Origin of the sequence: Sphingobium estronivorans (assembly GCF_008692605.1) — a bacterium.
GTDB classification, from domain to species: domain Bacteria; phylum Pseudomonadota; class Alphaproteobacteria; order Sphingomonadales; family Sphingomonadaceae; genus Sphingobium; species Sphingobium estronivorans.
Genome location: NZ_LFCT01000003.1, coordinates 33,399 through 56,009, shown reverse-complemented (window position 1 = coordinate 56,009; position 22,611 = coordinate 33,399). Strand labels below are relative to the sequence as shown.

The following is a 22,611-nucleotide window of genomic DNA, read 5'->3' as shown; positions in this document are numbered from 1 at the left end:
CATGCTGAACGCCCTGTCCGTCGACGTCGAGGACTGGTTCCAGGTCGGTGCGTTCGAGCGCACGATCCGGCGCGAGGATTGGGCTCGCCTGACCCATCGCGTCGAGCGCAACACCGATGCGGTGTTGGAACTGTTCGATGAGGCCGGGGTCAAGGCGACGTTCTTCACGCTGGGCTGGGTGGCCGAGCGCTATCCCGCGCTGATGCGGCGGATCGTCGCGGCGGGACATGAAGTGGCGAGCCATGGCTATGACCATGCGCGGGTCTTCACCTTCGACGGGGCGCAGTTCCGGGCCGATCTGCGCCGGTCGCGGGCGATATTGGAGGATGCGAGCGGACAGGCCGTGACCGGCTATCGCGCGCCGAGCTTCTCCATCGACCGGCGGGTGCCGTGGGCGCATGAGGTGCTGGCCGAGGAAGGCTATGCCTATTCCAGCAGCGTTGCGCCGATCCGGCACGATCATTATGGCTGGCCGGACAGCCCGCGTTTTGCCTGGAAGCCGGTTCACGGATCGCCGCTGGTCGAGCTGCCGGTGACGACGGCCAAGCTGGCGGGACGAACGCTGGCGGCAGGGGGAGGCGGCTTTTTCCGGCTGCTGCCCTATGGCTTTTCGCGCTGGGCGATCCGACAGGTCAATCGGCGGGATCAACGGCCCGCGATCATCTATTTCCATCCGTGGGAGATCGACCCGGAGCAGCCGCGTGTCGCCGGAGCGCCGCTGCGTTCGCGCTTTCGGCACTACACCAATTTATCGGCCATGGCGGGCAAGCTGCGTCGGCTGACACGCGACTTTTCCTGGGGGCGCGTGGATGCGCTGGCCGTACGGGAAGCGGCGCGGGCGGCATGAGGGCGGGGGAGATCATGGTCACGGCGCTGGACCTGGCCGATCCGGTGCAACGGCAGGCGGCGGACGCGTTCGTGCTGGCGCATCCCGAGGGTACGCCCTTTCATCGTCCGGCGTGGCTGCTGGGCGTGGCGCGGGGGACGGGCAGTCGCGCGCATATGCTGGCCGCGGTGGCGCCCTCCGGCCCGATTGTCGGGTTGCTGCCGCTGCATCATGTGAAGAGCGCCCTGTTCGGGCAGGCGCTGGTATCGTCGGGCTTTGCCGTGGATGGCGGGATTTTGGCGACCGATCCGGCGGCGGTGTCCGCGCTGGCCGCCGCCTGCGAGGGCTTGGCGCGGGAGGCCGGCATCGCCTCGGTCGAGATACGCGGCGGGCCGGTGCCGGGCGAGGGCTGGACGCTGCACGAGGGCAGTCACCTCGGCTTTTCGCGGCCGATAGCGGGCGATGACGAGGCGGAGCTGCTGGCCGTGCCGCGCAAGCATCGCGCCGAACTGCGCAAGGCGTTGGCGAACGACGCGCTGCGGGTCGAGATCGGGCGGGAGGGGCGGCATCTCAAGGCGCATTATCGTGTCTATTCGGAAAGCGTGCGCAATCTCGGCACCCCGGTCTTTCCGGCGCGACTGTTCCGCGAGGTGCTGGCAGCTTTTGGCGAGGATGCCGACATATTGGTCGTTTTGGAAGGCGACCGGCCGGTTTCGGCGGTGCTGACGCTTTATCATCAGGGGCGGGTGATGCCCTTCTGGGGTGGCGGGATCGGGGACGCGCGGCGGTTGCGGTCCAATGAACTCATGTATTATCGGCTGATGGCCCATGGGCGCGAACGTGGCATGGGGATCTTCGACTTTGGCCGCTCCAAGACGGGCAGCGGTCAGGCGGCGTGGAAGAAGAGCTTCGGCTTCGATCCGGTGCCGCTGTCCTATCATAGCTGGTCGGCGACCGGCGCGCGGCGCGACATCAATCCCAACAGCCCGCAATATCAGCGGCGGATCGACCTTTGGAAGAAACTGCCCTTGCCGGTGGCGAACCTGATCGGGCCTTTCATCGCCCGGGGGTTGGGATGACGGGCGAGATCCTCTTTCTCTGCCATCGCATCCCTTTTCCGCCGGACCGGGGGGACAAGATCCGCTCCTATCATCTGCTGGAGCGGATGGCGCAGGTCGCCCCCGTGCATGTCGGCTGCTTCGCGGATGATGCGCGGGACATGGGGTTTGCGCCCGACATGGCGCAGATGACCGCCAGCCAGTGCGTGCTGATGCGGGACCGTTCACGGGTGGCCGCGGGGCTGAAGGGGCTGGCGACGGGGCAGTCCCTGCTGGTGTCGCTGTTCGATCATCCGGGGCTGCATCGCTGGGTCGCGCAAACGCTGGCGGAGCGGCCCATAAAGGCGGTCGTCACCTATTCCGCGCAAATGGCGCATTTCGTGCCGGTGCTGCCCCAGGGGGTGCGCTTCGTCATGGATTTCGTGGATTTCGATTCGGCCAAATATGCCGCTTATGGCGCGCAAGGCTTCGGCCCGATGGCGTGGGTCAACCGGCGCGAGGGGCGGGTGCTGCTCGATTTCGAGCGGGAGGTGGCGGAGCGCGCCGATCTCTGCGCCTTTGTGAGCGAGCCAGAGGCGGCGCTGTTCCGCGAGGCGAGCGGGCTTGGGCCGGATCGCATCGTCGCCATCGATAATGGCGTGGCGCTGGATTATTTCGATCCGGTGGCGGATTTCGCGGCGGTGGAGCGCGCGGCGGCGCCGTTGCTCGTCTTTACCGGACAGATGGATTATCGCCCCAATGTCGAAGCGGTGGAGAGCTTCGCGCGTGAGACGCTGCCTGCGGTCCGCGCTGAATATCCTGAAGTGACTTTCGCGATCGTCGGTCGCAATCCGTCCAAGGCGGTTCAGGCATTGGCTGCGTTGCCGGGCGTGGTCGTGACCGGCGCCGTGCCCGATGTGCGCGGCTGGCTGGCGGCGGCGGATGTGGTGGTGGCGCCGCTCAGGATCGCGCGGGGCATCCAGAACAAGGTGCTGGAGGCGATGGCCATGGCGCGGCCTGTCGTCGCCTCCCCGCAAGCCGCCGAAGGGATCGATGCGCGGGACGGGGACCATCTGTTGATCGCCGCCGATCCCGCGCAGGAAGCGGAGAAGATCGTCGCATTGCTGTCCGACAGGGATCGCGCCCGGCGTCTGGGTCAGGGGGCGCGGGCGCGGATGGAGGATCGCTATCGCTGGTCCGCGACGCTCGCTGCGCTGCCGGACATGCTGTTCGGATCGCCGCCTGCCGTGAGAGCCGCATGATCGAGCGTGTCCTGCCGATGAAGCCGGAGGTCGGGCTGGCTGGCTGGCGCGGGCATCTGACGGCGCTCGGCATCATGGCCTGCACCATCCTTGCGCTGTTCCATCGCGACGTTCTGGGCATGATGGCGATCTGGTGGAACGCATCCACCTATGGACATTGTCTGTTCATCCCGTTTCTGGTGGCATGGCTGGTGCAGCAGCGATTGCCGGGCCTTCGCCGGTTGGAGCCGGCGGCCTGGGCGCCGGGACTGATCTGGCTGGCGGTGGGGGCTTTCGCCTGGATGCTGGGGGCGGCGGCGGGCGTGGCGGTGGTCCGTCATGGGGCGCTGATCCTGATGTTGCAGGGGACGGTGATCGCGCTGCTGGGACCCGCTGTGTCGCGGGCCTTGCTGTTCCCGCTGTTCTACGCCTTCTTCATGGTGCCGTTCGGCGAGGAGATCGTCGCGCCCCTCCAGCTTCTGACGGCGCATATTTCCATGGTCCTGCTCCACCTGACCGGCATTCCGGCACAGATGCAGGGCATCTTCATCACCACGCCCAATGGCTATTTCGAGGTGGCGGAGGCCTGTTCCGGCGCGAAGTTCGTGATTGCGATGACCGCCTATGGCCTGCTGGTCTGCAATCTCTGCTTCACCCGCTGGAGCCGGCGAATCGCCTTCATGGCCGGGGCGCTGGCGCTGTCCATATTGGCCAACGGCGTACGGGCGTTTGCCACGATCTTCGTGGCGGAACTCACGACCATCGATGCGGCGGCGGGCTTCGATCATGTCGTCTATGGCTGGATTTTCTTCGCCATCGTCCTGGCGCTGGTCATGGCGACAGCCTGGCCGTTTTTCGACCGCAAGCCCGGCGATCCCTGGTTCGATCCCGAACGCTTGGGGCACAGGGGAAGCGCGGCCACGGGACCGATCGCGGGCGGCGCGCTGGCGATCGTCGTGGCGGCGCCGCTCTGGTTGACGGCGAGCGCCGCGGCGGGACAGCCCTTGCCGGGCGCACCCGCCATGCCGGTAGTAAAGGGCTGGGTTCGCAGCGATGAACCGCGGCCCCATCCGTGGCAGCCGCGCTTCGATGGCGCGGATTATCTGAGCATGGCGCGTTACCGCAACGCGGCAGGAGAGGCTGTCGATCTCGCCATCGTGACCTTCGACCGGCAGGATGAAGGGCGCGAACTGGTCGGCTTCGGGCAGGGCGCCGCCGGTGCCGACAGCGGCTGGACATGGTCGCAGCCTGCCCCCGCGCCGGGCGATGCGCGTGGCGAGCAGATCACCGGCCCCGGCCGGGTCGTGCGCCATGTGGTGAGCTTCTATGTCATTGGAACCGGGAGGCCGACCGGCAGCGGGCATCTGGTGAAGCTGGAGACAATGAAGGCGCGCCTGCTGGGCGGCGATCAGCGCGCCGCCGCGATATTGGTGTCGGCGGAAGACAGGCCCGGACGTCCGGCGGACGCAGCGATCAGCGCCTTCCTGCAAGAATTGGGCGATGTGAAGGATTTGGCTGACCGCAGCCTTGGAACCCAGCAGGCAGTGACCCGATTCAATTGATCGGGCCAATGCCTGCTCGCCGTTTGTTTTCCGCATTTTGCGAGTCGTCGCTGTTTCAGCTGACTTCAAAATGCTTTAGGGCCTGTTCGCATGTGCGGAATAGCGGGCATTTTCCATCTTGAAACGGCCAAGCCGGTCGATCCGGCGCGGGTCGGCCTGATGCTGGACGCCATGCCGTGGCGCGGGCCGGATGACAGCGGCATCTGGACCGCGCCCGGTGTGGGGCTGGGGCATCTGCGCCTGTCGATCATCGATATCGGCAGCGGCGCGCAGCCGATGCTGACCGAGGATGACAGCCTGGCGGTGGTCTTCAACGGCGAGATCTACAATTTCCTGGAAGTGCGCGCGGAGCTGGAGGCCAAGGGCCATGTCTTCCGCACGCACAGCGACACCGAAGTCATCCTCCACGGCTATCGCCAATGGGGCGAGGCCTGCGTCGAGAAGTTCAACGGCATGTTCGCCTTTGCCCTGTTCGATGCGCGGGCGCAGGCGCTCTGGCTGGTGCGCGATCGGCTGGGGGTAAAGCCGCTGCACTATGCGCTGCTGTCGGACGGCAGCCTGATCTTCGGGTCGGAACTGAAGAGCCTGCTCGCCCATCCCTTGCTGCGCCGGGCACCGGACCTGTCGGCGGTCGAGGATTATCTTAGCCTTGGCTATGTGCCCGACGACGCCTGCATGGTGGCGGGCGTGCGCAAGCTGGGTGCGGGGGAGACGCTGCGCATCGTGCGCGGGCGGCCCTTGCCCCAGCCGCAGCGCTATTGGGACATCAGCTTTGCCGACCGCAGCAAGGCGAAACCCGAAGCGCTCGAGGAGGAACTGGTCGCGCTGATGCGGCAGGCGGTGCGCTCGCGGATGGTGGCGGATGTGCCGCTGGGCGCTTTCCTGTCAGGCGGCGTGGACAGCAGCAGCGTCGTGGCGCTGATGGCCGAGACATCGAAACAGGCGGTTAAGACCTGCACCATCGGCTTCGACGTCAAGGAACTGGACGAAACCGCCTATGCCGACCGGATCGCGCGGCGCTTTGCCACCGATCATCGTACGCGGATCGTGTCGCCGGACGATTATGGGCTGATCGACACGCTGGCGCTGCATTTCGACGAGCCTTTTGCCGACGCCTCGGCGCTGCCCACCTATCGGGTGTGCCAACTGGCGCGGGAGCAGGTGAGGGTGGCGCTGTCGGGCGATGGCGCGGATGAGGCCTTTGCCGGCTATCGCCGCCATCGTTTCCACATGCAGGGCGAAAGGCTGCGCGGCCTGATTCCGGCTTCGGTGCGGCAGCCCCTGTTCGGGACGCTGGGGCGCTATTATCCCAAGGCCGACTGGGCGCCGCGCCCGCTGCGGGCCAAGTCGACTTTCCTCGAGCTGGCGGGGGAGGGCGGAGAAGCCTATGCCGCTTCGGTCGGCGTGACACCCCATGCCTTGCGGCAGAAGCTGTTCAGTCAGGACATGAAAACGCGGCTCGGCGCCTATCGGGCGGAGGATCGCTATATCAAGGCGATGGCGCAGGCGTCCGCCCGCGATCCGCTGGACCGGGCGCAATATGCCGACATCCGCATCTGGTTGCCCGGCGATATCCTGACCAAGACCGACCGGATGAGCATGGCTGTCAGTCTGGAAGCACGCGAGCCGCTGCTCGACCACCGGCTCGTCGAGTTCGCCGCGCGCCTGCCGGTTGCCCAGCGTATTCGCGGCAACAGCGGCAAATATCTCATGAAGAAGGCGATGGAGCCTTATCTGCCGCAGGATATTCTCTACCGGCAGAAAATGGGTTTCGTGACGCCCATCAGCGCTTGGTTCCGGGGGCCTCTGGCGGGCGAGGCGAGCGCCATTGCGGGCGGATCGGCGCTGGCGAAGACCGGCTGGTTCGATGCGAAGATGCTGAGCAAGGTCGCGGCGGATCATAAGACCGGACTGGCCGATCACGGGCGGCTGCTGTGGCAATTGCTGATGCTGGATAAGGCTTTGGCACGGCTCTTTGCGCTCTAACTCTTGAAAGCCGCCTCCAGCAGTGCCAACGGAGCGGACACGCTAAGGTAAACAGGGTCAAAGGTGACAGTCTCCAAGGAAATCGTGCGGGTACGCCTGTACCTGCTGTGTCTGCTGGGGGACATGGCGGGGCTTTTCCTGTCCTTTCTGCTTGCCAACCTGCTGGTGCTGGGCGCCTTTTCGGGGGAGCCGGGCAAGCCGCACGGCCTGGTCATGTTCGCGATGATCGCGCCGATTTACGTGCTGCTGGGCGTGCAGGGCGGCGCCTATGGCATCCATATGCTGGAAAATCTGCGGCGCGGCATTTTCCGGGGGCTGCTCGCTCTGGCACAGGCGGCGATGCTGATGCTGCTGATCGTCTATCTCGGCAAGATCGCCGAGCAGCTTTCGCGTCTGACCTTCATCGTCGGCCTTGGTTTTTCGGCGGCCAGCGTGGCGATGGTGCGGCTGGCCATCGGCCGCCTCGGCGCGCGGCTGCTGGGCGAGGTGCCGCATCTGACCGTCGTGATCATGGACGGCGTGGCCATCGACACCGGCCCGCACATGGAAGTGATCGAGGCTGCTGCTGCCGGTCTGCGCCCTGGAGGCCATGATGCCGACATGGCCGCGCGCCTTGCCGCTGCCGTGGGCATGGCGGAGCGGGTGATCGTCGCCTGCCCGATGGAACGGATGGATGACTGGTCGGTGGCGTTGAAATCGCTTTCCGCGCGGGGGGAGATCGTCGTGCCGGAACTGCTGCGTTTCGCGCCCGCACGGGTGGATGAATTTGATGGTCAGCCGACCATCATCGTGGCGGGCGGCCCTTTCCAGTTCCGCGACAGGCTGATCAAGCGCCTCTTCGACATTGTCGTGGCGACGGCGGCGACCATCGCCCTGTCGCCGGTGCTGATCGCGGCCGCGTTGGCGGTGAAGCTGACCAGCCCTGGCCCGATCATCTTCCGCCAGCCGCGCATCGGTCGCGACGCCCGCCCGTTCAGCATCTACAAATTCCGGTCGATGCGGGTCGAGGCGAGCGACCGCAAGGCGGACAAGCTGACCGCCCGCGACGACGATCGCGTGACGGCGGTCGGCCGCCTCCTGCGCAAGACAAGCATCGATGAATTGCCGCAGCTTTTCAACGTTCTGCGTGGCGACATGAGCGTCGTCGGTCCGCGCCCCCATGCCGCTGCCGCCAAGGCCGGGGACAGCCTTTATTGGGAGGTGGATGAGCGCTATTGGGAGCGGCATTGCATCAAGCCGGGCATGACCGGCCTGGCCCAGGTGCGCGGGCATCGCGGATCGACCGACCATCATCAGGACCTGATCGACCGGCTCCAGTCGGATCTGGAATATGTGACCAAATGGTCGATCTGGCGCGACCTGCGCATCATCGTCGCGACTATCGGCGTGCTGGTGCACCATAAGGCTTATTGATGGACGCGGTGGATCTTGTCGCGGCGCTTGTGCTGCTGCTGTCGCTGATGGCGGTGGCGTGGCCGTTTCTCTTCTATCCGCTGATCCTGCGCCTGCTGCCGAACCGGCCCGAGCATACCGTGGCGGGGCCGGTGCCGTCCGCGTCGCTGCTGTTCTGCGCCTATAATGAGGCGGCGGCGATGCCGGAGAAGCTCGCCAATCTGGCGATGCTCAAGGCGCGCTATCCGGCCCTTGAAATATTGGCATTCGACGATGGTTCTTCGGATGAAACGGCGGCGTTGATCGAAGCGCGGGGCGATCTGGTGACGCTGCTGCGAGGACCCGGGCGCAGCGGCAAGGCGCATGGGATGAAGCTGCTGGCGGCGCGCGCGCAGGGCGATGTGCTGATCTTCACCGACGCCAATGTGATGCTGGACGGCGATGCCATCGATAATCTGCTGGCCCGCTATGCCGACCCGGACATTGGCGGGGTGCTGGGATCGCTGCATTATATGGGCGATGGCGAAAGCGCCACGGCCTCGGTCGGTTCGCTCTATTGGCGGATCGAGGAAAGGCTGAAGGACGAGGAATCGCGGACCGGCAATGTGCTGGGGGCGGACGGATCCATCTTCTCGATCCGGCGGGCGCTCTATCCCGAATTTCCCGACAGCGTGCTGGATGATCTGACCGTCTCCATGGCGGTGGTCTTTGCGGGCAAGCGGTTGGTCAAGGCCAGGGACGTCATCGCTCGCGAGCGACTGGTGGCGGCGCGGGGCGACGAATATCGGCGCAAGGTGCGGATCGCCGCCCGCGCCTGGCATACGCACAGCCATTTGCGGCCGCAATTGCGGCGCATGGGCGCGTTGGACCGCTTCAAATATGGCTCGCGCAAGATCGTGCGCTGGTTCGGGGGCATCTTCATCCTGACCGGCATCCTCGCGGCCGGTACGTTGGCAATGCGGATTTCGCCGACGCTGTACATGATCTGCGGACTGACCGGCGTGTTCATCCTCTGGCGCGGGTTGCGGTCTAGGGGCGGGCCGTTCGCGGCGGTCGTGGACATCGTGATCGCCTATTTCGCGACCCTTCAGGGCGTGTTCAAGGCGATGACCGGGCGCACCGTGACCATCTGGAATCCTGCCAAGTCGCGCTGATCTCCTCTCGCCAAAGCGGCGGCATATTGTATAGGCGACCCAATGTTGAGCGGAGCCAAGGCGTGATTACTTTCCAGCGGGTGGCGAAAGTCGCCGGCAAGCATCTGACCCGAACCCTCCTGGCCGTGCGCAAGGCGCTGGGCGCGCGGGCGAACCGGGGCTGCCCGGCCTGCGGGCAGGCGGTGGTGGGTTTCTTCCGCTATGGCGACAATGGCGAATGGGGGTGTCCGAACTGCGGCGCGTCCCCGCGCGAGCGGCTGATGAACCATCTGATCGCGGGCAATGTGCTGACCGTCCCGGTGGATGGCGCGGTGCTGCACATGGCGCCCAATGAAGCCAGCCTCGTGCGCCGCTTTGCCGCCGCCGCCGATTATACGCCCGCCGATCTCGACCCGGGTCGCTATCAAGTGCCCAATATGCGGCGCGTCGACCTGATGGCGCTTAATGATAGCGAGCGTTACGACCTGTTCTACGCCAGCCATGTGATGGAGCATGTGCCGGACGATCATGCCGTGTTGCGGAACATCCACCGCGCTCTGAAGCCGGGCGGCGAAGCCTGGCTGATCGTCCCGTTATGGGACAAGCCGACCGAGGACGGCAGCTTCGATATTCCCCCGCGCGAACGCGAACGCCGCTTCGGCCAGTGGGACCATGTCCGCCAATATGGCCTGGATTTCGCGGACCGCATCCGCGCGGCGGGTTTCGAACTGGAAGAGATTGACGCGAGTGGCATCGACGCCGACACGCGGCACCATTATGCGTTGGACGACCGGCTGTTCCGCGCCCGCAAGCCCGCCGGAACCTTGCCCCGGTGAGCGAACCGCTCGGCAGGGCGCTCGCCCGGATGGAGGCTTCGGCCCGCATCCTTGCCCTTATCAAGCTCGCCAATGTCGGGCTGACGCTGATCTGGGGCTTTGCCGTCACCTATGTTTTCGTGCGGGCGCTGCCATTGCGGGAGTTTCAGTCCTTCCTGCTGCTGGTGGCGTTCGGTAACTTCACCATCTCCGCCGAGTTCGGCCTCACCAGCATCATCTATGCGCGGCTGCGGCGGCATTGGCTGGGTCTGGGGAAGGACGAGACGGGGGGCTTCCGGCTGGAGGAAATGGGCGTGCTGTTCCTGTTCCTCGGCCTGCTGATCGTCGGCGGCTTCGCGATATTGCTGATCGCGCTGGCGCTGGGCGGGCTGCATACGGGCATGCCGTTGCTGTTCCTGCTGTTCTTCCTGTCGGCCTGCCTCAACCTGCCCGCCTTGCTCGCCAAAAGGGCGTTGGCAGCGGTGGACGGCAATTTCCTTTGGGAAGCGCTCGACTGCCTGCGCCGGGTGATGACCATCGCGCTGCTGCTGTTCATCCTGCAAGGGCTTGATCCGCGCATGTCCGTCGCCTTGCAGCTTTGCGTCAGCGTCGCCGTGATCGGCTATGCCATTTTTCTGGTGCACCGGCGGTTGGGCATGCGGGCGGCGCACTGGTTGTCCTTCCGCGTCGGCGGCGGGCATGTGCGCACCCATTATCTGCGCGACATCGGTGCGTCGGCGGCGTTCACCATCTCGGAAATCCTGGCCTATAACGCGCCCTATTTCACCATAGCCGCAGCCACCCATGATGCGCGGCCGATGCTGATCTTCGACTTCTTCTTCAAGATGTCGCGCTCGCTCTCGATGCTGGTGCGGGCGATGGTGGAGGCGGCGCTGCCCCGCATCACACGGGCCTTTCATGCAGGCGACAGAGCGCGCCTGCGCCAGTTGATGGGGCGGGCGCTGGGCGTGGCGCTGTTCTTCGCGCTGGGGACGTCGGGCGCCTTGCTGCTGCTGGGCGAATGGCTGTTTGCCAAGCTGTTCGACGGACGTGCGGCGATCGATCGCGTCGACTTGTGGCTGATCGACGGCGCCCTGCTGGCGCTGGCCGTGATATGCGTGTCTGTCTATGTGCAGGGCGCGCTTGGCCGGTTCACGCTGTTGCTGGGGCGGTCGCTGCCCTTTCTCACCGGCTCGCTGTTGAGCGTCCCTCTCGCGCGGATGTTCGCGCCGGATCGGTTCGACCTGATGTTCATCCTCCTCTACACGCTGACCCTGTTCGTGGCCGCCGGCATCCACGGCCTGTCCCTGCGCCAGTTGATGGGCAGGCGCGCATGAAGGTGGCGATGTGCGATCCCTCGCTCTTCACCGGGCGCTATGACGACAGCCTGTGCGCGGCGATGGCGGCGGCAGGCGCGGATGTCACGCTTTTGGGTCGTCCGATGCGGGCGACCGACGCCATAATCCCGCAGGGCTATCGCTATGAAGCGCGCTTCTTCCGCCGGAGCGAAGCGCTGCGCCAGCGGATCGGGGAGGGGCGGGCCTTCCGTCTGCTCAAGGCCGCCGAATATGGGCTGAGCTGCGCTATGGGCGATCTCGACGCGCTGGCGAAGGCCGATGTCGCGCATATGCAATGGCTCCCGCTCGCGCCCGCCGACCGGATCATGCTGCGGCGTCTGAAGGGCCGGACGAAGCTCGTCCACACCGTTCATAATGCCGATGCCTATCATGCCGATGCGGGTGTGCAGGGCAGGGGCTATCGCGCCCTGCTGGACCTGTTCGATGGGTTGATCGTCCATGGCGAGACGACCCGGACGGCGTTGGAGCGTCAGGGCGTCGACCCGGCGCGCATTCACGTCACGCCCCATCCGCCGATGTGTCTGGCGGCCGCCGGGCCGGGCGATCTGGCGGAGGTAGCCGATGCCGCCATGCCGCGCCTGCTCTTCTTCGGCACGATCCGGCCCTATAAGGGCGTCGACTTGCTGGTGGAGGCCTGTCTGTCGCTGTGGCGGGCGGGGCATCGTTTCGAACTGGTGCTGGCGGGCAAGCCCTTCATGGACATAGCGCCGCTGCTCGACAGCGTGCGCGCGGAGGGTTTCGGAGAGCGGCTGATCCCCGATCTGGGCTTCCTGACCGAACAGCGGCTGGACGCGCATATGGCGAAGGCGGACATATTGGTCTTTCCCTATCGCCATATCGACAGCAGCGGCGCCTTTCTATCGGCGCTGCATCATGGCAAGGCGATGGTGACGTCCGACGCGGGCATGTTCGTCAGCCTGCCGCCGGAGGTTGCCGTAAAGGCACCGGCAGGAAATGCGGCGGCGCTTGCGCATGCCCTCTTGCCCCTCGTAGAAAGCACGGCCATCAGGCAGGCTTTGGGCGCGCATGCCCGCAGCTATGGAGATTCAATGGGCAATTGGAAGGACATGGCATCGGCCACCCTCGCGATCTATGGCGCGATCTATCGCGGCGTGCCCGGCGCATGAGCCGTTATGTGCGCGAATTGGGCGACCGGATGCTGGCGATGCGCCTCGCCCTCGCCGGACGGGTCCATCAATATCCCGAAATTCAGGCGCTTCGCCGGTTTTTGAGCGCCTTCGCGGTGGACTGCGTGTTCGACGTCGGTGCCAATCGCGGTCAATATGCGACGATGCTGCGCAAGGATGCGGCGTTCAGGGGCACGATCCTGTCCTTCGAACCCAATCCCGAGATTTTCGCGGAACTGGAGAGCCGGGCTGCGTCGGACGGCAAATGGCATGTGTTCAACATGGCGCTGTCCGACTTCGACGGCACGGCCAGTTTCAACATCATGGCGGCCGATCAGTTCAGTTCCCTGAAGAAACCATCCGACCAACAGGATGCGATCTTTGCCGAGCGCAACAGGGTGACGCGCACGGTCGACATGCAATGCCGCCGCCTTGACGGGTTGCTGCCCGAACTGAAAGCGGCGCATGGCTTTGTCCGGCCGTTTCTGAAGATGGACACGCAGGGGCATGACCTTTCCGTCTGCGAAGGCGCGGGCGGGGCCTTAGGCGACATGGCCGGCGTCCAGACCGAACTCGGTGTCCGTCCGATCTATGAAGGCGGCACGGCTTATCGCGCGATGATCGACTGGCTCGCCGAGCGCGCCTTCGTGCCATCGGCTTTTTTCGCCAATAATAAGGGGCATTTCCCGCTGCTGGTCGAAATGGACGGTATTTTCGTCAATCAGGCGCTGTTGTCGCAGGATTGCTGATGGACGTTCGCAACCGCCCGAGAGTGAGCCATGGTATCAGCGCCACCCGCCTGTTCCTTGCGGGCGCGATCGGGCTGACGCTGTGGCTGGGCGGGACCTTCCTCTGGCATGTGACCTACAGACAGGGGATCAGCCTGCCTGTCATCCTGTTGCTGGATCAGGATTTTCCGGCGTTGCTGGGCGGCCTGTTGCTGTTGACGCTGGCCGCGCCCTTTGCGGAAGGGCTGGGCTGGCGCCTGCCCTTGCCCCGCGCGCGGGTGATGGTGCCGCTGATCGTTCTTTTCGGTCTGGTCGCCTGGGCGGGCCATTATTGGCTGTTCCAGGACTATTCCATCTCCCGCGACGAGGAGGTGGCGCGCTTCGCCGCCGCCTATATGCGGGAAGGTTTTCTGGCGCGGCCGATCCCGATGGAGTGGGAGGCCTATCGCCGGGCGATCATGCCCGAATTCTTCTCGCCCTTCGGCGCGGCGGATTATTGGACGGCGGCCTATCTGCCGGTGAACAGCGCGATCCAGGCGCTGTTCTGGCAATTGGGCGATCCCAATCTGGCGGGGCCTGCGCTGCTGATCGCCGGGCTGTTCGCGCTGTGGCGGGTGGCGCTGCATCTTTTCCCCGACCGGCCCGACGCGGTGTGGGTCACCATGCTGCTCGGTCTGTCCTCGGCGCAGCTCTGGGTCACGGCGATGACGCCCTATGCCATGACCGGGCATTTCGCGCTCAACATGGTCTGGCTGGCGCTGGTGCTGCGCGGCGGGCTGGTCGGGCATCTGAGTGCGGCGGTCGTCGCGCTGGCGGCGGCCGGCCTGCATCAATGGCACTTCCCGCCGATCTTCATCGCGCCGTTCATCCTGTGGATGTTGCTCGGCAAGCGGTGGAAGGTCGCGATCTTCCATATCCTCGTGCTGGTGGCCATCGTCATCATCTGGGCCAAGCTCTGGCCGGCTTTCCTCACCCATGTGCTGGGTCAGCCGACCGATGTGCGACCCTCCGCAGGCGTGGGGGACAAGGTAGGCAGCCTGTTCGAACGGTTGGGCGATCGTTGGCAGCCGCTGGTCAATCTCAGCCGTTTCGCCGCCTGGAACAATATATTGATGGTGCCGCTGGCGACGCTGGGCGTGTTCGCGATGCGCTGGCGCAGGGCAGTCCGGGGGCAGGAAATCGCCTTGCCGCTCGCGCTGGGCTGCTTTGCCGGTTGCGCGCTGGCGTTGGCGCAGGGTTATGGCTGGGGATTTCGCTATGCCCATGGCTTTATCGGGCCGTTCTGCCTGCTCGCCGGGCTGGGGTGGGCGCGTTTCCGGGCGGATGCAATGCGCCCGGTGTTTCTGGGCGTGGGGATCACCCTGCTGGTCAGCGCCTTCCTTGTCTGGCGTACGCATCTGTTTGTCGCGCCCTATGCCGCGAGCCACCGCATGATCGACGCATCGAAGGCTGACGTGGTGTTGGTCGATCCGCGCGGCGGCCTGTATGTCACCGATCTGGTGCGGGGCCGCAATGGTGTGCCAGGCAAGCCGATGGTGATGAACCTTGGCATGCTGACGCTCGATCAGGTGGATAATCTCTGCCAGAATTATGTGGTCGAACTGTTCGACCGCGCCGAATTCCGGCCCTTGGGCGTGCCGCTGGCACGCTGGAACCTGGGCCGCATGGATGCCTTGCGCGCGCATATGAAGGAAGAGGGCTGCGACAAGCCGGTCCAGCCGCCGCTGCCCGAAACGGAAGAGGATGCCTTCAACGCATCAGGGGATGTGCTTTAGGGCGATTTCTCGACCAGCGACCCCATCGGCTGCCGGCCAGGAAATCGCGGTCAAATGCCTCCAAGGGGCGCTACTGCCCCTTCACATAGACCCGCTTGCCGCCGATCCACGTCTCCAGCACCTGCGTCGTGCGAATTTCGCTCGCGTTGGAGAGCGAAATATCCCGGTCGACCAGCAGGAAATCTGCCCGCTGACCGGGCACGAGGCTGCCGAAGCGCTTTTCCGCAAAGCCCGCATAGGCCGCCTGCCGTGTGAACCCGTCCAGCGCCGCCTCGAAGCTCACCCGCTGTTCCGGCATCCAGCCCCCCGCCGGCTGACCCGACGCATCCTCGCGGCTCATGGCGGCGGCCATGCCAAGGAAGGGATTGGGGCTTTCCACCGGCACGTCCGACCCGAAGGCAAGGGGGACGCGATGATCCAGCATCGCCTTCCACGCATAGGCGCCCTTCAGCCGCGCGTCGCCCAGTCGTGCCGTCGCCATGCGCCAGTCCGAGGTAGCGTGCACCGGCTGCATGGATGCCACGATGCCAAATTGCCCGAAGCGCGGCAGCTCTGCGGGGTCGACGATCTGCGCATGTTCGATGCGCCAGCGCCGGTCGCCCTTATAGGTTTCGCTGAGTTCCTGGATGGCGTCCAGTATTTCGCTATTGGCGGCGTCACCGATGGCGTGAACCGCGATCTGGAAATTGTCCATCGCCGCCCGGCTCATGATGTTGCGGAGTTGCGTCGAGGGGATCATCGGCAACCCGCGTTGCCCCGGCGCGTCGGCATAGTCCGCCTTCAGCCACGCTCCGCGCGACCCCAGCGCACCATCGAGGATCAGCTTGATCCCGCCCATGCGCAGATGATCGTGATACAGCCAGGGCGTCGGCTCCGGCCCGGCGATCAGCACCATATTGTCGAGGCCATAGGCGTAGGAGATGATCCGCACGCGCAGCGCCCCCCGATCCGCGGATCGCCGGAACGCCTGCCAGTCCTCGATGCTGGTGCCCATGTCGGCAATGCCGGTAATACCCTGACGGAGCAGCGCCTGCTGCGCCTTTTCCAGCGCAATGTCGCGGTCCTTGGGCGCGGGTGGCGGCATGACCTTCGTCACCAGATCCATCGCCTTGTCGACGAACACGCCCGCCGGCTTGCCGCCCGCCATTTCGATCCGGCCGCCCGCCGGCGCTTTGGTGGCGGCGGTGACGTTCGAAGCCTTGATCGCCAGCGAATTGGCCCAGCCCGCATGGCCGTCGATCCGTTCCAGCCAGACCGGCACATCGCTGACCGCCGCATCCAGTTCGGCCGCTGTGGGAAAGCGCCCCAAGCCCCAAAGCTCCTGGTTCCAGCCCGTCCCGATGATCCATTTCCGCCCCGGATTGGCGGCGGCATAGTCGCGGATCTTCGCCTGCGCCTCCGCCAGCGATGTCGTGCCCGACAGGTCCAGCGTGATGAGCGACAGGCCATAGCCCATGACATGCCCATGCGCATCGATGAGGCCGGGGATCAGCGTCTTGCCGCCCGCGTCCAGTTTGAAGTCGAGCCTTTTGGACTGGGGTGGCTCCGGCTCGTTCTTCCTGCGCTTTTTCTGGCGCGGCTGTTCCGGCTCCTGATAGCGGTCGGGCAACAATTTTCCGACCTTGCCCTCATCATCGATGGTCAGGGCCCGGAACCGCACGATCCGTCCATTGGCGTCCAGCGCGATGCCGTTCACATTGTCGATGACGCCCGAAGCCAGGGCCGTGCCGGGCAAAGCGAGCGCGGCCACCGCCGCCAGCAATGCAGCCTTCATGCCCGCGTGATCCGCCGCACCAGAGCGCTGGTGTCTTGCCGATGGCCGCCCATCGCCTGCACATCGGCAAAGAACTGGTCGATCAACGCCGTCACCGGCAGGGTCGCCCCATTTGCCCGCGCTTCCTCCAGCGCCAGCCCCAGATCCTTGCGCATCCAATCCACCGCGAAACCGAAATCGAAATTGTCCGCCGCCATCGTCTTCCAATAATTGTCCATCTGCCAGCTTTGCGCCGCGCCGCCGGAGATCGCCTCGAACACCTTGTCCAGATTGAGTTCCGCCGCCTGCGCGAAACGCAACGCCTCCGCCAATCCCTGAACCACGCCGCCGATGCAGATCTGGTTGACCATCTTCGCGGTTTGTCCCGCGCCCGCTTTCCCGACATGGACGATGCGAGCGGCATAGGCCTGCATCACGATCTTCGCGGCGTCGACGGCGGGCTGGCTGCCCCCGCACATGACGGAAAGCGAACCCTTTTCCGCGCCCGCCTGACCGCCCGTGACCGGCGCGTCCACGAAATAGAGGCCCCGGCTTTCCCCCTCCACATAGAGCTGCCGCGCAATCCGCGCCGATACCGTCGTATGGTCGATATAGAGACCGCCGGGCTTCATCGCGCGGAAGGCGCCGTCCCGGCCCAACGTCACCTGCGACAGATCGTCGTCGGTCCCGACGCAACTGATGACGATATCGGCATGTTCGGCGGCCTTGGCCGGGCTGACCGCGACCGTGCCGCCATAGGTCTCCGCCCAGCTTTTCGCCTTGCCGATGGAGCGGTTGTAGACCGTCATCCGGTGCCCGGCCCTGGCCAGATGTCCTGCAATCGGACCGCCCATGACGCCCAGGCCGATAAAAGCGATATGTGCCATATGCCTCATGCAGTTAAAGGGGTGAGGCCAAGCCATAAGCACAGTTGTCCGTCAGTGCCAGTTCCTTCAACCGCAATTTTCATGTCGCTGGCCTGTTTCGGCCCGCGCGAAAATGCTTTAGGGGAGCGCGCCATGAATACGCTGACCAGCATCGAGAGCGCCATGCCGCTGCCCATTTCCGTCGACGATATATTGGCGGCGCGCGTGCGAATTTCCGGCTCGGTCGTGCATACGCCGACGCTGGTGAGCCAGACGCTGTCGACCATGTTCGGCTGCAAGGTCTATCTGAAGTTCGAGAATCTTCAGTTTACCGCCGCCTATAAGGAGCGCGGCGCATTGAACCGCCTTCTCCAGCTTGACGAAGAGGCGAAGAAAAAGGGCGTGATCGCCGCCTCGGCCGGCAATCATGCGCAGGGTCTGGCCTATCATGGCAAACGGCTGGGCGTGCCCGTCACCATCGTCATGCCGACCACCACGCCCACGGTGAAGGTGACGCAGACTCAGGGCCATGGCGCCACCGTCGTCCAGTTCGGCGAAAAGTTCGACGATGCCTATGCCCATGCCCGCAAGCTGGAGGTGGAGCAGGGCCTGACTTTCGTGCATCCCTTCGATGAACCCGCCATCATGGCAGGGCAGGGCACGGTCGCGCTCGAAATGCTGGAGGACGCGCCGGAGATCGACACGCTGATCGTCCCGATCGGCGGCGGCGGCCTGTTTTCGGGCGTGGCGACCGCGGCCAAGGCGATGAAGCCTGATATCAAGGTCTATGGCGTGCAGGCGGAACTCTATCCCTCGATGTACGACTTTATCAAGGGCGCGAACCTGCCCTGCGACGGCGACACGCTGGCGGAAGGCATTGCCGTCAAGCAGCCGGGCGAACTCACCCGCCGCTTTGTCGAGCGGCTGGCGGACGATGTGCTGCTGGTCAGCGAGCGCCATCTGGAGGAGGCTGTCAGCCTGCTGCTCCAGATCGAAAAGACCGTGGTCGAGGGGGCGGGGGCGGCCGGTCTCGCCGCGCTGCTGACCAACAAGGACGAATTCGCCGGGCGCAAGGTGGGACTGATCCTGACCGGTGGCAACATCGACACACGCCTGCTGGCGAATGTCCTGCTGCGCGATCTGGCGCGTTCGGGCCGTCTGGCGCGGCTGCGCATCATCCTTCAGGATCGGCCCGGCGCGCTGTTCCATGTCGCGCGCATCTTCGACCAGGAAGCGGTCAACATCCTGGAACTCTCGCACCAGCGGATTTTCACCAATCTGCCGGCCAAGGGCCTCAGCCTCGACGTCGAGTGCGAGACACGGGACGGAGCCCATCTGGAGCGGCTGATCGCCGCTCTTCGCGCGGTGGGTTACGAAGTCGCGCCGATCGAAGTCGCCTGATCGACGCGCCCGCTGTGGCGCCTCTGCCCTCCACGTGATTTTCGTGGTAAATAAACTTTTCACAGCGGCCCGCGAACGGCATAGTCGACTCATGAATCAGGGGTCGGGCAGCGCTGTGGGGGAGATGCGGTTGTGAGTGCGCCATTCCGCTTTCCACGCTTTTTCGTGACCAATCCCAGCCCTTGCCCCTATCTGCCGGGCAAGAGCGAACGGAAGGTGTTCACCGAACTGAGCGGCGACAATGCGTCGGAACTGAACGACGCGCTTGGCCGCATCGGTTTTCGCCGCAGCCAGAATGTCGCCTATCGCCCCAGCTGCGCGGATTGTTCCGCCTGCGTGTCGGTGCGCGTCGTCGCGGGCGAGTTCACGCCCAATGCGACCCAGCGCAAATTGCTGCGCAAGAATGAAGATCTGGTCATCACCGCCTGCAAGCCCTGGTCGACGGAGGAGCAGTTCGCGTTGCTTCAGCGTTACCTGCGTGCGCGCCACCCGGGCGGCGGCATGACCGAGATGGATGAGATGGATTTCGCCGACATGGTCGAACAGACCCCGGTGGAAAGCCATGTCGTCGAATATCGCGAACCCGGTGAAAACGGTCGTCCCGGCAAGCTGGTCGGCGCCTGCCTGACCGACCGGCAGGGCGATGGCCTGTCGATGATCTACAGCTTCTTCGATACGGAGCTGGAGCATCGCAAGGGGCTGGGCAATTTCATCATCATGGATCATATCCTGCGCGCCGCGAAAGCCGGTCTGCCCTATGTCTATCTCGGCTATTGGGTCGAGGAATCGCAGCGGATGCAGTATAAGATTCGCTATCGTCCGCTGGAAAGGCTGAGCCGTAACGGCTGGACGCGCTTCGATCCGCAGCAGCAGGTGCAGGCCGTTCGGGAAGCGGGCTGCCGCGACGAAGCGGCGTTGCCGGGCGAACTGGCAGCGATTTTTCGTAAATAAGATGCCGGACCGCGAACCGCGGATCGCGCCATTGCGGATATATTTCCGATACTTGCATGGGAAAGCTTCTTTAACTTTTTCCGCTACAGCATGCTGATGAAGTGCGGAAACAGCATTGGATCAGAGCAGTCCCATGGACCGTTTTGCTGATCGCCGATTTGGAGATATCGATGCCGAGCCGGCCATGGGCCGGCTGGACTGGGATATGCTCCATTACCGCAATGAAATGGCCTCTTCACCGGTCTTTCACGGCGTTTCCCCGCCGCTGATCCGCTGGATCGCGGACGATCGTGGCCGCGTCCTGTCCCGGGAAATCTGTTCGGACCTGTTCGCGCGGCATTTTACCTGCGACATGATGGGTCATGACTGGCGCGTTTTGCTCGACCGGCGCGACCGGCGGGCCTTGGCCGACGCGGCGAAAGGATCGTCCCGGCCCGACCCGGTCCCGGTTCGGATGCGCGCCCAATCGGGAGCCAGGCGGTGGGGCATTGTCCGCATGACGCGGGTTGTCGAAGCGGACGAAGCGCCGCTCTGGTACGGGACCGTCGAGGATATTGACGAGCGCCACGATCATGACCGGCGCGCCCTGGCCGATGCGCTGGCGGAAAGCCGGCAGCATTATCGTTGGTCGGTCGACCTGAGTCCGCAAGTGCCCTGGACGGCGGCACCCGATGGCAGGGTCGAGGAAATCGGCCCGCGCTGGCAGGAGTTGACGGGGCGGTCGCCGCACTCCGCGCGAGGGGCTGGATGGATTGCCTCGCTGCATCCCGACGATGTCGAGCGAACCCTGTCGCTCTGGGCCGAAAGGCTCCGGTCGGGCGAGCCGGTAGATATTGATTATCGAATATGCCTTGCCGGCGGCAGCTATCGATGGATGCGTGCAAGGGCTTCGGCGCGACGGGACGACCGGGGTCGGATCGTGCGCTGGTACGGCACGCTGGAGGATATTCATGCGGAAAAGCTGGCGCAGCGCGCTCTCGCCGAGAGCGAAGAGCGCTTCCGCCTGGCCATCCAGTCGGCGCGCCTTGGCATCTGGGATTTTGACGGAGCCAGCGGAATGCGCACCTGGTCGCGGGAATTCCGCGCGATGCTGGGCCTGTCGGATACAGAGCCGGCGACGAGCGAATTGGCGTTGAGACTGGTGCATCCGGAGGATCGGCCGCGCCTTGCCGCCATGCTGGACGCGGTGGCTGCCAATCGCCTGCCGCCGCATTTCGAAGCGACGCTGCGGGTGTATCGGGCCGACACTGGCGCACTGCGTTGGATCCGGAGCATCGGCTGGAGCAGCTTTGCCGAATCCGGCCGCCCGGCGCGGGTGATTGTCACCTTTCAGGATGTGACCGAGGAACGGAACAGCGAGGATCGCATCCGCTGGGCCGCGACCCATGACCCGATGACGCGCATGCCCAACCGCGCGCTGTGGCAGGCCACGCTGGAGGACATGACGGAGCAGGCGCGCCAGTCGGGCGAGAGTTTCGGTCTGGTGATGGTCGACATCGACGATCTGAAGCGTATCAACGACATGCTGGGCCATGACGCGGGCGATGCGCTGCTCTGCGGCTTTGCCCAGCGCTTTGCCGCCTGCGCCCCGGCCGACGCAACGGTCGGGCGGCTGGGCGGCGATGAATTCGGCATGATCGCGCCCTCACTGGCCGACAGCGCTGCGCTGGCCGAATGGAGCGCCGAATTGCTGGGCGGCGTGCGTGGACCTTATGTTCATAACGGTCGTTCGCTCGATTGTAGCGTCAGCATCGGCGGCGCCGTGTTCGGTGAACATGGTGATGAAGCGACGGAATTGCTCAAGGCGGCCGACCTGGCGCTTTATGCGTCCAAATCCGCAGGGCGCGGGCGGCTGACCATGTTCCATTCGCAATTGCGGGCGGAGGCGCAGCAGCGCAGTTCCATGATCCACATGGCGCGGCAGGCGATCTCCGACGATCTGGTGGTGCCCTTTTATCAGCCCAAGATCGACCTGCTGACCGGCCGGATATTGGGCTATGAGGCGCTGCTGCGCTGGCAGAATCCGCGCACCGGCGTGCATGCGCCGGACAGCATTGCGGCGGCCTTCGACAATGCGGAAATCGCGGTCCAGCTTACCGAGAAGATGATGGCGGCGGTCGTGCGCGACGTCAGCCGCTGGTTGCGCGCCGGTCACGATCCGGGCCGCGTGGCGATCAACGCTTCGGCGGCGGACTTCATGCAGCATGATTTTGCCGGCTATGTCCTCGCCCATCTCGAACGCAGCGGCATATCGCCCCAGCATTTCGAGGTGGAGGTTACCGAAACGGTGTTTTTGGGCCGGGGCGCGGATCAGGTCGAGCAGGCGCTGCATCGGCTCTCGGCGGCGGGCGTGCGGATCGCGCTCGACGATTTCGGCACCGGCTATGCCTCGCTCAGCCATTTGAAACAATATCCGGTCGACGTGTTGAAGATCGACAAGAGTTTCGTCAGCAATATCGAGCAGGATGCGGGGGACGCGGTCATCGTCGACGCCATCGGCAAGCTGGGTGGCAGCCTGGGCATGGAGGTCGTGGCCGAGGGCATTGAGCGGCAAAGCCAGATCGCCCTGTTGCTGGCGCGGGGTTGTGCCGTCGGGCAGGGCTATCTGCTCGGGCGGCCCCGGCCCTGGGCGGGCGTGCGATTGCAGGCGGCCTGAAGGC

Annotated in this window: 17 protein-coding genes; 15 read left to right on the top strand and 2 right to left on the bottom strand. The window is 65.2% G+C overall.

Annotated elements, in window-relative coordinates:
- The first annotated feature begins 1 nt into the window (after window position 1).
- The 12 genes from F7P65_RS03010 (at window position 2) to F7P65_RS02955 (ending at window position 14,980) form a co-directional block, all read left to right on the top strand.
- Window positions 2-847, top strand: a complete 846-nt coding sequence (locus tag F7P65_RS03010) for an XrtA system polysaccharide deacetylase (protein WP_150290278.1) — start codon at window positions 2-4, stop codon at window positions 845-847.
- On the top strand, window positions 844-1,905 hold the full coding sequence (locus F7P65_RS03005) for a FemAB family XrtA/PEP-CTERM system-associated protein (RefSeq protein ID WP_150290277.1): 1,062 nt from the start codon (window positions 844-846) through the stop codon (window positions 1,903-1,905). Before F7P65_RS03010 ends, F7P65_RS03005 begins: the two co-directional genes overlap by 4 nt.
- A complete protein-coding gene (locus F7P65_RS03000; protein ID WP_150290276.1) occupies window positions 1,902-3,125 on the top strand; it encodes a TIGR03087 family PEP-CTERM/XrtA system glycosyltransferase in 1,224 nt (407 codons plus the stop codon). Before F7P65_RS03005 ends, F7P65_RS03000 begins: the two co-directional genes overlap by 4 nt.
- On the top strand, window positions 3,122-4,666 hold the full coding sequence (gene xrtA / locus F7P65_RS02995) for an exosortase A (RefSeq protein WP_150290275.1): 1,545 nt from the start codon (window positions 3,122-3,124) through the stop codon (window positions 4,664-4,666). The genes F7P65_RS03000 and xrtA overlap by 4 nt, the downstream gene beginning before the upstream one ends.
- Before the next feature lie 90 nt (window positions 4,667-4,756).
- Window positions 4,757-6,652, top strand: a complete 1,896-nt coding sequence (locus F7P65_RS02990) for an XrtA/PEP-CTERM system amidotransferase (protein ID WP_150290274.1) — start codon at window positions 4,757-4,759, stop codon at window positions 6,650-6,652.
- 63 nt (window positions 6,653-6,715) lie between these two features.
- Complete coding sequence (locus F7P65_RS02985) at window positions 6,716-8,065, top strand: sugar transferase (protein WP_150290273.1); 1,350 nt, start codon at window positions 6,716-6,718, stop codon at window positions 8,063-8,065.
- Entirely contained in the window at window positions 8,065-9,198 is a 1,134-nt protein-coding gene (locus F7P65_RS02980; protein ID WP_150290272.1) for a glycosyltransferase family 2 protein, read from the top strand. The genes F7P65_RS02985 and F7P65_RS02980 overlap by 1 nt, the downstream gene beginning before the upstream one ends.
- Window positions 9,199-9,260: 62 nt before the next feature.
- Window positions 9,261-10,013, top strand: coding sequence for a class I SAM-dependent methyltransferase (locus tag F7P65_RS02975; RefSeq protein WP_150290271.1), 753 nt, complete (start codon window positions 9,261-9,263; stop codon window positions 10,011-10,013).
- A 29-nt stretch (window positions 10,014-10,042) separates the two neighbouring features.
- Entirely contained in the window at window positions 10,043-11,329 is a 1,287-nt protein-coding gene (locus F7P65_RS02970; RefSeq protein WP_150290461.1) for an MATE family efflux transporter, read from the top strand.
- The gene (locus F7P65_RS02965; protein ID WP_150290270.1) at window positions 11,326-12,477 is read left to right on the top strand and encodes a glycosyltransferase family 4 protein; all 1,152 of its coding nucleotides are present in this window, start codon (window positions 11,326-11,328) and stop codon (window positions 12,475-12,477) included. The genes F7P65_RS02970 and F7P65_RS02965 overlap by 4 nt, the downstream gene beginning before the upstream one ends.
- Window positions 12,474-13,226, top strand: coding sequence for an FkbM family methyltransferase (locus F7P65_RS02960; protein WP_150290269.1), 753 nt, complete (start codon window positions 12,474-12,476; stop codon window positions 13,224-13,226). The genes F7P65_RS02965 and F7P65_RS02960 overlap by 4 nt, the downstream gene beginning before the upstream one ends.
- Window positions 13,226-14,980, top strand: a complete 1,755-nt coding sequence (locus tag F7P65_RS02955; protein WP_150290268.1) for an MFS transporter — start codon at window positions 13,226-13,228, stop codon at window positions 14,978-14,980. Before F7P65_RS02960 ends, F7P65_RS02955 begins: the two co-directional genes overlap by 1 nt.
- Window positions 14,981-15,050: 70 nt before the next feature.
- On the opposite strand, the gene F7P65_RS02950 is transcribed toward F7P65_RS02955, so the two are convergent.
- Window positions 15,051-16,754 carry an amidohydrolase gene (locus F7P65_RS02950; RefSeq protein ID WP_205451902.1) on the bottom strand — a complete coding sequence of 568 codons (1,704 nt, stop codon included), beginning with the start codon at window positions 16,752-16,754 and terminating at the stop codon, window positions 15,051-15,053.
- Window positions 16,751-17,620: an NAD(P)-dependent oxidoreductase gene (locus F7P65_RS02945; protein WP_150290267.1), complete on the bottom strand. Its 870-nt coding sequence runs from the start codon at window positions 17,618-17,620 to the stop codon at window positions 16,751-16,753. The genes F7P65_RS02950 and F7P65_RS02945 overlap by 4 nt, the downstream gene beginning before the upstream one ends.
- A 132-nt stretch (window positions 17,621-17,752) precedes the next feature.
- Between F7P65_RS02945 and F7P65_RS02940 the strand changes: the two genes are divergently transcribed.
- The 3 genes from F7P65_RS02940 to F7P65_RS02930 all read left to right on the top strand — a co-directional run bounded on the left by F7P65_RS02940 (window position 17,753) and on the right by F7P65_RS02930 (window position 22,607).
- On the top strand, window positions 17,753-19,000 hold the full coding sequence (locus F7P65_RS02940) for a threonine ammonia-lyase (RefSeq protein ID WP_150290266.1): 1,248 nt from the start codon (window positions 17,753-17,755) through the stop codon (window positions 18,998-19,000).
- A gap of 132 nt (window positions 19,001-19,132) precedes the next feature.
- Window positions 19,133-19,951 (top strand): arginyltransferase, encoded by an 819-nt coding sequence (locus F7P65_RS02935; protein ID WP_150290265.1) that lies wholly within the window; start codon window positions 19,133-19,135, stop codon window positions 19,949-19,951.
- Window positions 19,952-20,084: 133 nt separating this feature from the next.
- Window positions 20,085-22,607: a sensor domain-containing protein gene (locus F7P65_RS02930; protein ID WP_150290264.1), complete on the top strand. Its 2,523-nt coding sequence runs from the start codon at window positions 20,085-20,087 to the stop codon at window positions 22,605-22,607.
- Window positions 22,608-22,611 lie beyond the last annotated feature (4 nt).